Source organism: Sphingobium sp. PNB, assembly GCF_019873065.1.
Taxonomy (GTDB): domain Bacteria; phylum Pseudomonadota; class Alphaproteobacteria; order Sphingomonadales; family Sphingomonadaceae; genus Sphingobium; species Sphingobium fuliginis.
The window spans coordinates 13685-28462 of sequence record NZ_JAINEZ010000009.1; the positions used below are offsets into that span (position 1 = coordinate 13685).

Genomic DNA, 14778 nt, shown 5'->3' on the forward strand with positions numbered 1-14778 from the left:
TGATGTGCGGGGACGGTACGGCCTAAAACTTACCTGCCGCCTTAATGGGATATCATCTCGATGGAGACACGGTCGAACAGCTTTCTGGTTCTCGCGGTGACGGGCTTGCTGCTGGGCACCTTGGTCTTTACGCTGTGGCTGTTGGAGCCTCGCAACGGGAACCGCAGGCCCTATATGATCCGCTTCTCGGGAAGCGTCGCCGGCATTGAAAAGGGATCACCGGTGACATTTTCGGGCGTGCCGGCTGGGCATGTTACATCTGTCGGATTCGACAGCCAAGACCCGTCCGTGGTTCTGGTAGCTGTCAATTTGGAACCAGAAATCCCTATCGTTACCGGCGTCAAGGCTACGATTGTCCGATCAGCATTAGGCGGAACGGCGAACATCAGTCTCGATGGCGCAACACATGATGCGCTCCCGATCGTTGCCGCAAAAGACGGGGAGTTCCCGATCATTCCTGCCAAGGAGGACGGGCTTCTTGGTGGTGGGGGAGACCCGATAGCACTTGTGGAGAAGGTAAGCCGCACCGTGGACTCCGTTTCACGCAACCTTGGTGCCGCTCAGCAGCAGCGCGCGAACGAGCGTCTTGCGGTGCTCGCGCACAACTCCGCGGGGTGGGTAGACAAGGTTGGAACGGCGTCGGAGGGACTCATCGGTGCGCGAGGGCGTATGGTTGCCTTGGGAGAGGGTTTGCAACGGTCAGGCAATCGCGCCGAAAGTCTGAGGGTCACCTTGAAAGATCGCGGTCCATCCGCTCTTGCTAAGGCGAACCGCAAATTAGGGATCGCTCGTGACTCAGCTGAAGGATTCGCTGCCCGCGCCGAGGCTCTGAGGCCCGAGATCGAGCGGGCGACCGCCCTGCAGGACCGCCTGGTCGAGACAATAGGTTCAGTAAGGAGCAAGGTAAGCGCCGTCAGGGAGACGGCCGTTCGTATCGATCAGGAGGGGCTGGGTCTAGGCTCTCCGTCCCTCCCCACATACAAGCCTGACGCAGAGCCTGGGAAATAATCTGCTTGCAACGTTTTCAAGCCGTCGGCGGAGTCCGAGCCGCGGCCACGGAGCCTACGGTCCTTGCGGCATTGCTCGTCAAAGTGCTCGGATCGCGCTATTCTCGGTCCAGGAGAAAGAGATTGAGCGATGATGAGAAGAAAAAGGCGCGGCGCCCCCGAAAGATGGGCAGACCGACCACCGAGGACGCGCTCCGCCTGACCTCGCACATCCTCAAGAGCGCTCGCCAACTGTTCTTCGAACACGGGTTCGATGGCGCCAGTGCCGACATGATCGCGGACCAAGCGCGCATCTCCAAACGAACACTGTACGCGCGCTTCGGTAGCAAGGCGCGCGTGTTCGAGGCGGTGATCCTCGACGAGATCGATACGCAGCTGCGCGCGCTCGAACCCTCCGGCAGCGACGAACCCGACATTGGAGCGCGCCTTCACGTGATTGCCGATCGCCTGCTCGAGTGGCTCCTGACGCCCCGGATCGCCTCCATGGAACGCGTCGTCATTGCGCAAGCGGTGCGTTTCCCCGCGCTCGCGGCGAACATCCACGACTTCGGTTACCAGCGGGCCGTCCAGTGGGTGGCATCGATCCTCGCCCACGCCAATGCCAAGGGAGAGCTTTCGCTGGCCGACCCCGTGTTCGCTGCCGAGCAGTTCGTCACACTCGTCGTGGTTGCCCCCATGCGCCGTGCAGCGCTGGGGTTGTCTCCGCCAGCTTATGACGAGGCGGCGCGCGATCGTATCTCGCGCGGTATCGACCTGTTCCTTGATGGCTGCCGCCCGCGAGACGGGGATGGTTGCAGCAAGTGATGCCCGCCACGGACGACGAGCCTCAGATCGGTGAGCGTGCGCGCCTCGCAGAGCTTATCCAGATCATGGGGCGCCACGGCCTGAACGGGCTCGCCTCTCGCCTGGGCCTGCTGCCCGGTCGTTCCGAGCAGCCGGTGGACGTCGGTACGCCCGAGCGGGTCGTCGCGCTGCTGCGGGACCTTGGACCCGTTGCGGTCAAGCTGGGGCAGGTGCTGGCGACCCGTGAAGACCTGCTCGGGCCGGAATGGGTGCGCGCGCTGTCGACGCTGCAGGACCGGGTGACCCCGTTGCCGTTCGAGGCGCTGGAGCCGACGATCCTGGCTGCGCTTGGCTCCCCGATCGCGGACGTGTTCGCGAGCTTCGACCGCGAGCCGATCGCCGCGGCCTCGATCGCGCAGGTTCATGCAGCCACCCTGAGCGACGGAACCGAGGTCGTGGTAAAGGTACGCCGACCGGGGATCGCGGAACGTGTCGATGCCGACCTGAGGCTGCTCCGCCGCATTGCGCGGCTCGCCGCGAGACACTCACCGGAGATCCGCCGCCTCAGGCCCGACGAGCTGCTCCGGTTCTTCGCGGAGAGCCTGTCGCAGGAAATGGACCTCAGTGCCGAAGCGGCAGCCTGCGAGAGCATCGGCGCGTTCCTGCAGCCGCTCGGCGTTCGCACGCCCGCCTTCTACTGGGATCAGGTCGGCCGCCGGATCAATGTGCAGCAGCGGCTCGACGGCATGCCCGTCCGCGCTATCCTTGATGGAGCGGGAGACTGCGGTGCGGATATCGCCGGCAGATATGCAGATGCAGTCCTGCGGATGATAATCTTCAACGGCCGGTTCCATGCGGACCCCCATCCCGGCAATGTCTTTGTCCTCGCCGATGCGTCGCTGGCGTTCATCGACTTCGGGGCGGTCGGCGTGCTCAGCCCCGCCCGACGAAACGAGGTTGTTACGCTCGTCCTTGCGATCGCCGGTGAGGACACGCGATCGGTGACGGACGTGCTGCTGCAATGGTCGGGCGAAACAGACGTCGATCGCCAGGCGCTGACCCGCGAACTCGACGCGCTGATCGGCCAGTTTCGCGGGGCGGTACTCCAGCAGATCGAGCTCGCCGACGTCTTCGGTCGCGTCTTCGCGCTGCTGCGCACCTACCGCCTGGCGCTACCACCCGATCTGGCCCTGCTGCTGCGAACCCTGCTGATCGCCGAAGGGTTCGTACGACGGCTCGATCCCGGCTTCGACATCGCGGCGCGCGCCGCACCGATCGCGCGCGAACTGCTGCGGGAGCGGATCGGCCCGGCCGGCCTCAAGCGGGGCGGACGCCGGCTGGCGACGAGCCTGGGCCGTCTCGCCGCCGCCTCGCCCGAGCTGGTGGCTTTCGCCGAGCGGGTAGCGCGGTCGGGCGCGCTGCCGATCGAATTACAGGGAGGCGCGGTTTCCCCAAATCCGACGTCGCCCTGGCGCGCCGATCCCAACATCCTGTCAGCCGGGCTGCTCGTCGCCGGCGCGATCCTTCAGCGCGACCATGATGTTGTCGGCGCAATGATGATGGCATCTGCGGTGCTGCCAGCAGCCTGGGCTTGGTTCGCAAGCAGGCAGAGGCGCTGAGGGAGTGGAACAATCCAGGACAGGTGGCGTTTTTCCGAAAAGTAAACCGGTCGGTATATATATTGCCGCCTAATTTCATCGAACAGGGGCCTATCTTTCTTGTCCGAACTATTGGAAAACCGATCGCATGTATCGACTGAGGAGTGGCCGGAATTTGGCGCCGCATTGAGCGACCTGATGCCTAGGCTGGCGAGCTATGCGCGATCGCTGGTCAGGAATTCCGATACTGCACAGGACCTTGTTCAGGAAGCCGTGCTGAAGGCCTGGCGCCACCGCGCGTCGTTTGAGCCCGGTACGAATTTGAAGGCTTGGACTGTCAATCGGCGTGCAAACGGGACCCCCTTTCGAGTATGGCACGACGGTCGAGGAATGCTCCTTGCACTGCGAGCGGCGTAGGGAGGGCGGAGCCCGACCGGAGGCGCGCGCAGCGCAAGGCATCTTAATCCCGGCGTGCCGCAGGGATCAGTTTCGGTTCTTGAAGCGCCAGCTGTCATTGCCGGTCTCGATGATGTCGCAATGATGGGTGACACGATCGAGAAGAGCGGTGGTCATCTTGGGATCGCCGAACACGGTTGGCCATTCCCCGAACGCCAGATTGGTCGTGATGATGACGCTGGTCTGCTCGTAAAGTTTGCTGACCAGATGGAACAGCAACTGCCCGCCTGAGCGGGCGAACGGCAGATAGCCAAGCTCGTCTAGGACGACGAGATCGAGCCGGGCGAGCTGGGCGGCAAGCGCGCCGCTCTTGCCGATCCGGGCTTCTTCTTCGAGGCGGGTCACCAGATCCACGGTGTTGAAGTAACGCCCCCGCGCCCCGGCGCGGACCACATTGGCGGTGATGGCGATGGCCAGATGGGTCTTGCCGGTGCCTGTGCCGCCGACCAGGACGACATTGCGCTGTGCAGGCAGGAACGCGCCGCTGTGTAGCGAACGGACCAGCGCCTCGTTGATCGGCGTCACTTCGAAGTGGAAGGCATCGAGGTCTTTCACCACCGGCAGCTTGGCGGCTGTCATTCGGTATCGGATCGAGGCTGCGCGGCGGTGGGTTGCCTCCGCGCGCAGCAGATCGGTCAGTATCTCCATCGTCGTGCGCTGCCGCTGAAGGCCGGTGGTAACGGCCTCATCGAACGCGCCAGCCATCCCCTTGAGTCCAAGCCCGCGCATCGCGTCGATCATGTCATGCCGCTGCATGGAAGTTCCTCAGTTGGTCGTAACGGGGTTCCCGTACCACTTTTGCCAAAAGTAGCGGTAAGAATAGTTGTGATAAATCAGCATGTTGCCGACACGCCGCATTGCCGCTCCGCGTAATATCAATGGGTTGTGTGGCATTCAGGTTTTCAAAGACTCTCCGCAAGAATTCCCATAGCCTTGTCTGTCGGCAAAGGAGAGCTGCCGATGGAAAGCTGGCGAGAGCAATATCTGGGCGTTGACGCGTTGCCCACTTCACTGACCCATGCGGAGATCGAGTACTTTTTCCAGCCGGCCGAGCATATGCTCCCATATGTCTCTTCGCGTCGGCGGCCTTTGACCCGCTTAGGGCGCTCCTGCACATCGGATTCCTGCGTATGACCGGCCGTCCGTTAGCCGGGTTCGAAAGAATTCCGCCCGGAATCCTCGAGTTCGTTGCCAATCATGCCGGCATTCCAGCGCCACAGATCGCAACGTTGCGTGCAATCTATCGACGCCGGAGACGCTGTTCGCGCATCAACGGCTGGCTGCCGAAGCGATCGGCTGGCGGTCTGCGGAAGACGGTGTGCTGCGAATGCTGACGGCCTTCTTGCGATGCCAAGCCGAGACACAGATCTCGAGGCCCGATTTGATACGTCAAGCGCGTCGGTGGTTGTACGATCGTTCGTATGTCTTGCCAGGGGAACGGTTGCTTGAGCGACTTGCCGCCGCGGCGCAGGATCATGTATTGGAAGGTCTGAGATCGGAGATCGAAGCTGCAGTTGGGGCCGAACTGACAGGCAGTTTGAACCGCACCGAGATTGCCGGAGGCCTTAACTCCTGAGAGTGAGGGTCTACGATGAGCAAGACGACGAACAAGTTCGCCCCTGAGGTTCGGCAGCGAGCGATCCGGATGGTGCTGGATCACGAGGGCGATTATCCCTCACGCTGGGCTGCGATCACATCGGTTGCCGAGAAGATCGGGTGTTCCGGTCACACGCTGCTGGAATGGGTGAAGAAAGCGGAGGTGGACAGCGGCAAGCGCGGAGGCGTGCCGACGGAGACCGCCGAGAAACTCAAAGCATTGGAGCGTGAAGTCCGCGAACTGCGGCAGGCCAACGAGATACTGCGCAAGGCGTCGGCATATTTTGCCCAGGCGGAGCTCGACCGCCCGTTCAAACGATGATCGCCTTTATCGACGAACATCGCGATGCCTATGGGGTCGAGCCGATCTGCCGGGTTCTGCCGATCGCCCCATCCACCTATCACGAACGCCTTGCCAAGCGGCGAGACCCGGCTTTGCAATCTGCTCGTGTCCGGAGAGATGAGGAGCTGAAGCCCGAAGTTCTGCGGGTCTTTGCCGAGAACTTCGGTGTTTACGGTGCGCGCAAGATATGGCGGCAGATGAAGCGCGAAGGCTTCGATGTCGCGCGCTGCACTGTGCAGCGGTTGATGCGAAATCTTGGTCTGCAAGGGGTGATCCGCGGCAAGCCGGTTCGCACCACGATTGCAGACAAGGCGGCCCCACGCCCGCTCGATCAGGTCAACCGCCAGTTCCATGCTCCGGCGCCGAACATGCTATGGGTTTCCGACTTCACCTATGTCGCGACCTGGGCGGGGTTCGTCTACGTTGCCTTCGTGATCGACGTCTACGCCCGTTACATTGTGGGTTGGCGCGTCAGTAGAACAGCGCATGCCAGCTTCGTGCTGGATGCGTTGGAGCAGGCCATCCACGACCGACAGCCCGTTCATCGCGGCGGCCTGGTCCATCATAGCGACCGCGGATCGCAATACGTGTCCATCAAGTACACCGAACGCCTCGCTGAAGCCGGCATCGAGCCATCCGTCGGCAGCGTCGGCGACAGCTACGACAACGCTTTGGCCGAAACGATCAACGGCCTCTACAAAGCCGAAGTGATCCACCGTCGAGGACCTTGGCGCTCGTTCGAAGCCGTCGAATACGCCACGCTGGAATGGGTCGATTGGTTCAACAACAGGCGCCTGCTGGAGCCGATCGGAAACGTTCCGCCCGTCGAAGCGGAGCAACGCTACTACGCCATGCTGGACGACGTCCCACTGGCTGCCTAATTTAAGAAAACTTGCCTCCGGCAATCTCGGTGCGGTTCAGTTGGTCAAGTCGTCTTTCCGCCGCGAGATCCATCCCCAAAAGCGTATCCTTGCTCGACTGGCTCCGCGCACCTGCCAAAGGCTTCGGGCGGAACGATATCCAAATGATGCAATCCCGTATCACTGAACTTCAATCGCTTGGTGCTGATCGGCTTGCCTTGCCGAACCTGACAGTCGGCCGGATTCGCCTCCACGCTGTCCGTATTGCGCGCCAAAAAGCGGCCACCCTTTCCCGCCTCACCGAGCCCCGGCGCACGGTCGAGATTGGCTGCTGGTTGAGGCTGCAATTACTGGAAGCGACTGACGCCGTTTTGATGCAGACCGGTCGTCGAATTGGGCAGCTGTGGAGTCAGGCGCGGAATACGGTGGAAGAGCGCGCGCTGAACGAGCTGAAACTCTATCGGTCCAGTTTAGGCATCATGATCGGCGCGCTCGACGACCGCCAAATGATCGATGCCGAATTTCGACAGGTCGCGCTGCGCGCGATGCAGCCCTTGCGATCCTTGCCTGCGACAAAAGGCAAGGTTGCCGCCATTCGCGTTCAAATGAGCGAAGCGCCATCGCGACTTCGCGCCCTCATGCAACAGGTCTGCACGTTGCCGATCGATGTCGCGGCTGCTCATCCGCTTCAGCAAGCACTGGAAACCCTCGCTAGTAAATATTCCAAACGCCAAACAGATCTGATGGAGTGGGAATGCGAGCCGTTCCTTCGGTCGCCTTCCGGCGCCGCAATATTGGGCGGTAACCCTGGCCAGAGGTTTGCAGCCTTCGAAGTGGCTACGGCTATGTTGTTGAAACGCGCCCTTCGCAATGGATCTGCCAGCTCACGCCACAGCGTGCATCACCGTAGTATTGCCGATCAGCTCATGCCAGCTATCACCTGGGCGAATTCTCGGGCACAAGCCTTGCGGAACAATGGCTGGCCAACGACGATCGAGGCTTACCTTCGCCGGTTTCAGGAACCGCTTGCATTGCGGATGGAAATGCTCGGCGAAGCCATCGCCGATGGCGAAATCGGCATTGCCAACGATCGGTTCCAGGTTCCGCGGCTGTCGGCTGCGCCAAAGGATCCCGCTGTCGACGAAACTAGGTCTGCGTTGTTCGGTCAGATCGGCGACGTCCAACTTCCCGCGGTGATGGTCTCCGTCGACTGCTCGACGGGATTTTCGAGCGTGCTTTTGGGCCGTGCCCCTACCCGTCCTGCCGAGCTGGAAGTGCTCTACGCTGCATTGCTGGCGCTTGGTACGGAAAAGACCGCCGCCGACATGGCTCGCATGTTGGACGGCGTGAGCGATGATCGCATCGAGATGATGATGCGAACGCTGGAAGAGAACGCACAGTTTCGGGCTGCAAGTGACCGTGTGGCTGCATCGATGCTCGCCAATCCCATCACGCGCCTGTGGGGCTCCGGCATTGCTGGCTCGGCCGACATGATGAGCATGGATGCGACGCGCCATCTCTGGCTGGCCCGGATTGAACCTCGGCGGCGCACTCCGGCAGTTGGCACGTACACGCATGTCGTCGATCAATGGGCAATCATCTACGATCAGCCCGTGCTGCTGAACCTCAGACAGGCGGGCGTCGCGATCGAAGGCGCGCTGAACCAGAAAGTCTGCGAACTGCAAAGGCTCGCCGTCGACACCCATGGGTTCACCCATTTTGCCATGGCCGCCGCCAAGCTCCTTGGTTTTGATCTGGCTCCACGACTGGCCGATCTGGCGACGAGGAAATTGTACCTGCCCGATGGCGTAGCCGTTCCGCAAACCCTCGAACCCATGGTGGTGCGCGTCAAAGTCTCGCGGCTTGCCAAGGAAGGCTGGGACAGCCTGCTCCATGTGATCATGTCGCTGAAGACCGGCCACAGTTCGGCCGCGACAATCATCGATCGGCACGGAAGTGCGGCAAGAGGCACGGCAACCTATGAGGCCGGGACATTGGTCGGGAAGGTCCTGCGTAGCCTTTTCCTGCTCGATTACCTGGTCAAGCCTGACTTTCGACGCGAGGTGCATCGCAATCTGTCTCAGGGAGAATCCGTGCACCAGCTGCAACGGGCAATCCTGGCGGGCAGGATCGAGGCGAAACACGGACGCAAGCACAGCGAGATTGTGGCAGTCTCAGGCGCGCTGACGCTGCTGACAAACATCGTCATGGCTTGGAAAACTGCAGCGATGCAGGAGGTCGTTGATGCGCGACCGGGCCGCTACCCGCCGGAATATCTCGCGCACGTAGCACCTGTCGCGGTCCGCCACAGCAACATGCACGGAAAGCTGCACTTCCCGATCAGGGAGCGTGGGCACCCGCGCAAGGCTGCGACCCCATAACCTGCACAAAATCCCAAGCTACTGAATTAATGAGGAAACTTCACGATGGTAATTTCTAAATCGTTGAATTTATCCCGTTTTCCTACCGCTACTTTTGGCGAAACCCGTACGGGAACCCCCGATACGGCGGTTTCGCCGCCTCTGACACGGCGCTATCAAACCGGAAACGACCCAGAATCGGGTTGGAGGGAATATTGACGGTCCGGCCACAGGCACATTCGATACGCATGTCGATCCGCGACTCAGCCCAATTCTGAAGGGTTGCAAATTGATCGACTGCATCCATTCAGCGCTTCCACCGTTTGGGACCAGCGGCTCAAGCGATACAGTGTTTCGGCAGTTAGAGCGGAACTCAAGTTGAATTAAACACCTGATATTGATGAAGAACGTCGGTTCGAATATAAGCCTCTTGGAGGCTGCTGTGCTTAAGATCGACCTGAACACATATGGAATGACGCAGGATAGCCCTGCTTGTCCAATCGTGCACATGACGCAGGATGAGTTTGATCCGCTTCAGCCCAATCAGATTGGAGACGGAGACGAGACTACCGCCCAACGTATTGGCTACGCCATCGCCTATCTCATCGCATTCTCGTGCGTCGCCTATTTCATCTACATTTGATCCCAATCTATCTCCGTAAGCGGGGATCCTGGAAGAAGCCTATTTCATGATCAGCGTTCACATCTGCCTGAACATCCGCTGATCCCCGTACCGCAGACGCACGCTGGATTTCTGCATTGTCGCGAACATTATCGATCGAATCTTTACCCTGATTGATGATTCGGCCTGCTGCTCCTGCATCGCCGGTATCTGGTCCATTCGGAATCCCCTCCACGGAATGCGGATGATATGTCGCGCGGACGGTGTCGAAATTTCCGATCTCTCGATGAGGAACGTCCACAAGGTTTGGGCTATGTATCAATTCCTGCACATCCTCTCGGATCGCCGATTGCTTTTGCTGCATCCATGAACCGATCAACGCATTCCTCGCATCACGCTGCTGATCGGTCAGCGTGGTCACCCACAATTCTGGAGCACCCATTCCAGGATTGCGGGACTGCTCCATGCGATACCAATCCGCTAATTCTTGCGAAAGATTGGCGCTTAGTTGCATTCCATGGGTTTCGGCATAGCTCGCGTCACGACTAAGCTGCTCCGATAGTTCGTGGAGTTTTCGTGCGGTCTCTTGGTACGATTTGGCGCGCGAAAGTGAATCCTCCGTACTTCTGGATGAACTCGCAGACATTGAAGCCCGATCGAATGTTCCATCACGGTCATAGGTTCCAAGCGTCTCGTTGGCATTTGAACCATTTGCATGCTCGTCACGCATATTGACCGAAGAGGAATTATTTGATTCCGTATTTCGTTGATCGGAGTTGCTGTGACGCATCGTATCAATTTGCTGCCCGGTTTTGCTAACTGTCCCACCAACACCTGGTAATACGCTACCAATACCGCGGCCGCTTTTTCCCTTTGCACCAGCCCCTGCACCACCGATGCCGGCACGTATCTCGCCAGCGACGGCGTCAATTGTTCCAGCCGTCCTATCATGACCTTGCGAAATGCTTTGACTTTGACCAACCGACGACCTCTCCTCTGTTCCTGCACTGGACGACGCCGTGTTACGATCGAACCGTTCGATCGACGTCCCAGATGAGCGTCCGCGGCTGCTGTCCCACCCGGAACTTTGCTCACTCGACGTGCCAAAGGCGCTGCGATTGGTGTGGGTACTGGTGAGGATGTCCGAAGCCGCGGCTTCATAAGCTTTGGCCTGCCGCTCCGCGACGCTCGCCTGCTCCCTGAGTTCGGACACAAAGCCGGTCGATGCGCGGGGTTCGACATCAAGGCGCGAAATCGCCTGATGCATGTCGATCACCTCGCTGCCATTGCCGAACGCCGACATCACGGACCCATTGTCATTGCGGAAGCTATAGGCCGGCCCACCGTCCTGGTACGTCGCCGCAGTGTTCCACTGGTCGCTCTGCCGCATATTGGACGTCTGGTTTGCCCAGCTCACATTGCCATAGGCGTAATTGCCGGTGGTCTGCTCGAGCGCGGCTGCCTCCGCCGCATTCTGCGCCGGCGCCAGCATCGACATGGATTGGCCGGCGATCGACATGGCGCCCCGCGCGAGCCCGGCGGCGAGAAACGGCACGCTCATCAGCATGAACCCGGCGATCGTCGCGGTTTCAGCGTTGACCGCGCCAATGCCGGCATAGGATCCGAGCGTCATGCCACCCTCGGCCACGCCGGTCGCGGCTTCCTCTGCTCGCGTCATGCAGATCATGTGAAGCACCACATAAAGCGGTCCCCAGGCAGCGAGATAGAAAAAGCCCGTCGCATAGCCCTTGAGCGCCGACACCCCGGTTTGCGGCATGAGGAACAGCGGGAAAATCACCGGGAACATGGCGAAGAAGACGACCGTCAGCACGATGTTGAGGATCGGAACCCAGGCCATCGCCTGCTGGGCGATGCTGTTATAGGTGTTGCGCGCCTGCATGTCGGCGCGGGTCTGCGCGAAGCTGTCGATCGCGCCGGCCGCCGCCCCACCCACCATATTGTTACGCGCCTGCATGAAGGCGTTGATCGCCGTATTCTGGCGCATCGCCTGGGCAAAGCCATCGCCGGACCCTGTAAAAGCGCCATTGACGACAGGGATGTCATGTTTGAGCTTGTCGGCGGCCAGCGTGTTGCTGAGCTTGGGATAGGCTTCCTTCCCCCAGATCGGCGCATGCGCATCGATCATCGGTGCCCATTGCGCGTCGAGCATCTGATAGGCCTGGCGGCAGGTCACGATATAAGGCGTGACCGTGGTGCCGCTGCGTTCGAGCCATTCCTGTGAGCGCGATTCCGCCTCGGTGGCGATCGCCGCCCAGAGATCGGTCGCCTTGGCCAAATCGGTCAGCGATTTTTGATAGAGCATGATGTCGCCGAACACGCACTGCTTCATATATTGCTCAAGGTTCGTCGAAAATTCAGCATCGCGGATGATGAAATTGCGGGTCGCGTCAAAGAGCCGCGCGCCGTAGATGAGGCCGTTGGTGGAATAATTGAGCTCGCTTGGCATGACGAACACGGTCTCGGCCGTGCGGGTCAGATAATCGCCGATCTGGGTGGTGAAGCTTGCCAGTACGCCGAGGCCTAACGGCACATTTTCGACGGTGGCAGGGGCAAGGCTGGGATTGATGCGGTCGGTCACCTTGATGCTGACCGTCGGGACCATCAAGCACATATAGATAAGCGTCGCCTGCAGGAACCAGTTGAGCCAGGCCTTGTAGTTCAGGGTGAAGGCGACGACGAACAGCGAGTAGATAAGGCCCATCACCATGGCGACGCGGATCATAGAGCGATAGCCCCCGCCGCCTGACCAGGCCGCGACGGCGTTGAAGGTGTTGACGAGATATTCGCCGCCGCCGACCGTGAAGACCTCCAGCATCGCCCGTCCCTCCCGCCTAGTTGAGGCCCTGGGCGGACAGCCCGCGTGAGAAGCTCAATGCCGCGGCCATGCCTGGCGACATGCTGTTTTGGAGCGTAGATTCCAGTGCCATGGTCCGGTTGATCACCTGCATGGTCACCTGGAGCTTGGTGTTGAGCTTCATCTCGCGCTGGGAGAAGCGCTGCCGGGCTGCGGTGATCTGCTGCTTCCACTGATCGGCGGTCGCCTGGTCGGCCGTCTGATAATGGACCTTCGACTGCTCGACCCGGTCCATCATATTGTCGAGCATGGCGTTCAGAAGGTCGACCGCGACGATCTCCGACAGCGCCTCGGTTTCGCCATAGGTGAGCTGCGTATGCGCATAGGCGTAAACGGTCAGGATCTTGTAGAGCGGGACGGTGGCGAGGTTGAGCAACTGGCGTTCAGCGGCGGTGAGCGCCGTGTTGGAGCGGACCTTCCCATACATGTCATCGATCATCTGCTGGATGCGGGGGCGAAGGGCGCTCGCCCGGGGGATGGTCAACGTCTGCTCACCCACATCATAGCAATCCCCATCATTGCATTTGAGAATCTTGACCGCCGAGCCGCCTTCGGTGCCATCGAGCAGCGCCGTCACCACCGCATCCTCGGCAGGCCCGAACATCACCACCTTGCCGCCGACGCTGGCATCGGTCGAGGGCGTCGTGACGATCGTGCCGACCAACGTCATCACATATTCGGAAAATTCCTGGTCGAACGCCCCGAATTTGGCGGATTTGCTGAGCGCCTCCCAGGTATAATTATGCTTCTCGCCGACCAGCTGGTCCTTCATCGCCGCGTCGGAATTACCCGCGATTGTGCTGTCGCGGCTCCCGCCATTATTGCAGCCCTGGCGCGAGGCGGCCCAATCGGAAAAGACACCCTGGCTGTTGCCGACCGCCTCGCAGATAGTGGCGCGGGTCGTGTCCATCTGCGGCCATATGCCGCCGACCAGCGCCTGCGCGGTCTCGCAGCTGGAGATGTTCATCTGGTTCAACAGTTGCGCCTTTTGGCTGAACTCGTCCATGACCTTGCCGATTTCAGGCGAGACGGAATCGATCGCGAGCTTGAAGGCAAAGCCCAGCGCATTGTTGGCGGTGGCCTTGAGCATCGCCACGATCTCGGACGCGTTGATGAAGGAGAAGGAACCTGAGAAAAGATCGATGCCGCCGCAGCCCGCACGCGCGCTCGGAAGCTGGAGGTTGAAGGGCGAGACGCTTTTCTGCGGAAAGCGCGTCCAGACATTGCCCAGCGAATAATAGCCCGCCGACTGGCCCTGGAAGGCGGTGGGCCCGGTGATGTTGGCAGCGCCCCCCGCATCATTGAAGAAGCTGTTCATCTCGGACGCCACATTGGCGTCGGCAACGCCGATGACGCTCAGATGCACCGCCGTCATCAGGGTGACGGCAGCAGCCCCGCGCTGAAGTAGAGAACGGAGCCTGCTGTCTTTGCTTGGCTGTGCCATCAATAATCACTCCCCACCTTGGTGTTGGTCAGCATGAATATCCGATCCATGATCTCGTCGGCGCTCAGCATCCCGAACCCGACGGGGACCGTCCGCTTGGTCGCGGTGTCGAACAGGACCAGCGCCGGCGTCTCGTTGCCCGGCACACCCATGCGCACGCGCTGGCCCGCATCCACCACATAATCGGGAAAATCGCGGTTCGGCCCGCCGTCCATCGACACCGCCATCACCGCCATGCCATGGCTGTCGGCCACGGATTTGAGGATCGGCCCGAATATCTCGCAGGCGCCGCAGCTTTGCGCGTAGAAATAGAAAAGCCCGTAGCGCTGCCCCAATGTTTCCAGCACTGCGTCTCGATCGGCCTTGCGATTATCGAGCCAGGCGCGCTTGCCGACCGTACTGACCGGCCGCTGAAGCGTGTAATCGAGATCGGGGTTCTGCCAGAGCGCCCGCTGCCAGGTGTCTGAGAAGGTCGAGGCGCGATCGAGTTGCTCCCGCTGGAAACGGACATAGGCGATGACATTCTGCTCTGTCGGTTCGAGGATCGCTCGTGCCTTGAGCTCATCCAGTTCCTTCGTGATCGCCGCCATCCGATCGGCGGCGCTTTGCTGGGGCGTTTGCGCTGGCTTTTCCGGTTCAGCCTTGGGCCTGACGCAATAGAACCACTGGCCGAGGCGGCGTTCCCGGCAATAGAAATCGTCTCCCGCATCGGACTGCTCCACGCCATCGGTCGCCGCACCGGGTTCGTCCGCGTGGACGGGAGCGGAAATTATGGCCGATGCCAGCATCCACGCCACAAGCACGCTTTTCATCGCCATTTTATCGACCCTCCTT

General features: G+C 60.7%; 12 protein-coding genes and 1 other annotated feature. Of the genes, 8 read left to right on the forward strand and 4 right to left on the reverse strand.

Annotated features, from left to right (window positions below):
- The first annotated feature begins 60 nt into the window (after positions 1-60).
- From K7W03_RS05090 to K7W03_RS27720, 4 genes are all read left to right on the forward strand, one after another.
- Complete coding sequence (locus tag K7W03_RS05090) at positions 61-1008, forward strand: MlaD family protein (protein ID WP_046766226.1); 948 nt, start codon at positions 61-63, stop codon at positions 1006-1008.
- Positions 1009-1130: 122 nt separating this feature from the next.
- The gene (locus K7W03_RS05095; RefSeq protein WP_226869715.1) at positions 1131-1811 is read left to right on the forward strand and encodes a TetR/AcrR family transcriptional regulator; all 681 of its coding nucleotides are present in this window, start codon (positions 1131-1133) and stop codon (positions 1809-1811) included.
- Positions 1811-3409: an ABC1 kinase family protein gene (locus tag K7W03_RS05100; RefSeq protein ID WP_046766227.1), complete on the forward strand. Its 1599-nt coding sequence runs from the start codon at positions 1811-1813 to the stop codon at positions 3407-3409. Before K7W03_RS05095 ends, K7W03_RS05100 begins: the two co-directional genes overlap by 1 nt.
- 177 nt (positions 3410-3586) lie before the next feature.
- Positions 3587-3805, forward strand: coding sequence for a sigma factor (locus K7W03_RS27720; protein WP_226869720.1), 219 nt, complete (start codon positions 3587-3589; stop codon positions 3803-3805).
- Between the two features lie 66 nt (positions 3806-3871).
- Here K7W03_RS27720 and istB read toward each other — a convergent pair whose 3' ends face one another.
- Complete coding sequence (gene istB / locus K7W03_RS05110; protein ID WP_046766228.1) at positions 3872-4600, reverse strand: IS21-like element helper ATPase IstB; 729 nt, start codon at positions 4598-4600, stop codon at positions 3872-3874.
- 364 nt (positions 4601-4964) lie between these two features.
- On the opposite strand from istB, the gene K7W03_RS28305 reads away from it, so the two are divergent.
- The 4 genes from K7W03_RS28305 (at position 4965) to K7W03_RS05130 (ending at position 9646) form a co-directional block, all read left to right on the forward strand.
- Positions 4965-5420 (forward strand): DUF4158 domain-containing protein, encoded by a 456-nt coding sequence (locus K7W03_RS28305; protein ID WP_082718745.1) that lies wholly within the window; start codon positions 4965-4967, stop codon positions 5418-5420.
- A 15-nt stretch (positions 5421-5435) separates the two neighbouring features.
- Positions 5436-6664, forward strand: a protein-coding gene (locus K7W03_RS05120; protein ID WP_099187114.1) for an IS3 family transposase whose coding sequence is annotated in 2 segments (ribosomal slippage) — positions 5436-5724 and positions 5724-6664 — 1230 coding nt in all. Because the reading frame shifts where the segments join, the coding sequence is not laid out codon by codon here.
- Positions 5717-5833: a sequence feature (AL1L pseudoknot), on the forward strand. (Overlaps the previous gene by 117 nt.)
- A gap of 89 nt (positions 6665-6753) precedes the next feature.
- Positions 6754-9024 (forward strand): Tn3 family transposase, encoded by a 2271-nt coding sequence (locus K7W03_RS05125; protein WP_062017345.1) that lies wholly within the window; start codon positions 6754-6756, stop codon positions 9022-9024.
- 421 nt (positions 9025-9445) lie between these two features.
- Positions 9446-9646 carry a hypothetical protein gene (locus K7W03_RS05130; protein ID WP_139111429.1) on the forward strand — a complete coding sequence of 67 codons (201 nt, stop codon included), beginning with the start codon at positions 9446-9448 and terminating at the stop codon, positions 9644-9646.
- Positions 9647-9653: 7 nt separating this feature from the next.
- Here the strand turns inward: K7W03_RS05130 and K7W03_RS05135 are convergent, their stop codons facing one another.
- From K7W03_RS05135 to K7W03_RS05145, 3 genes are all read right to left on the reverse strand, one after another.
- Positions 9654-12461, reverse strand: coding sequence for a conjugal transfer protein TraG N-terminal domain-containing protein (locus K7W03_RS05135; RefSeq protein ID WP_046766235.1), 2808 nt, complete (start codon positions 12459-12461; stop codon positions 9654-9656).
- Positions 12462-12477: 16 nt separating this feature from the next.
- Positions 12478-13875 carry a conjugal transfer protein TraH gene (locus K7W03_RS05140; protein WP_405053760.1) on the reverse strand — a complete coding sequence of 466 codons (1398 nt, stop codon included), beginning with the start codon at positions 13873-13875 and terminating at the stop codon, positions 12478-12480.
- Positions 13876-13943: 68 nt separating this feature from the next.
- On the reverse strand, positions 13944-14732 hold the full coding sequence (locus K7W03_RS05145; RefSeq protein ID WP_405053759.1) for a conjugal transfer protein TraF: 789 nt from the start codon (positions 14730-14732) through the stop codon (positions 13944-13946).
- Between the last annotated feature and the right edge of the window lie 46 nt (positions 14733-14778).

Coding starts and splice junctions, on each gene's coding strand:
- K7W03_RS05135 (WP_046766235.1), bottom strand. CDS start 12,461: ATGCTGGAGGTCTTCACGGTCGGCGGCGGCGAATATCTCGTCAACACC.
- K7W03_RS27720 (WP_226869720.1), top strand. CDS start 3,587: ATGCCTAGGCTGGCGAGCTATGCGCGATCGCTGGTCAGGAATTCCGAT.
- K7W03_RS05100 (WP_046766227.1), top strand. CDS start 1,811: ATGCCCGCCACGGACGACGAGCCTCAGATCGGTGAGCGTGCGCGCCTC.
- K7W03_RS05140 (WP_405053760.1), bottom strand. CDS start 13,875: ATGACGGCGGTGCATCTGAGCGTCATCGGCGTTGCCGACGCCAATGTG.
- istB (WP_046766228.1), bottom strand. CDS start 4,600: ATGCAGCGGCATGACATGATCGACGCGATGCGCGGGCTTGGACTCAAG.
- K7W03_RS05090 (WP_046766226.1), top strand. CDS start 61: ATGGAGACACGGTCGAACAGCTTTCTGGTTCTCGCGGTGACGGGCTTG.
- K7W03_RS05145 (WP_405053759.1), bottom strand. CDS start 14,732: ATGCTGGCATCGGCCATAATTTCCGCTCCCGTCCACGCGGACGAACCC.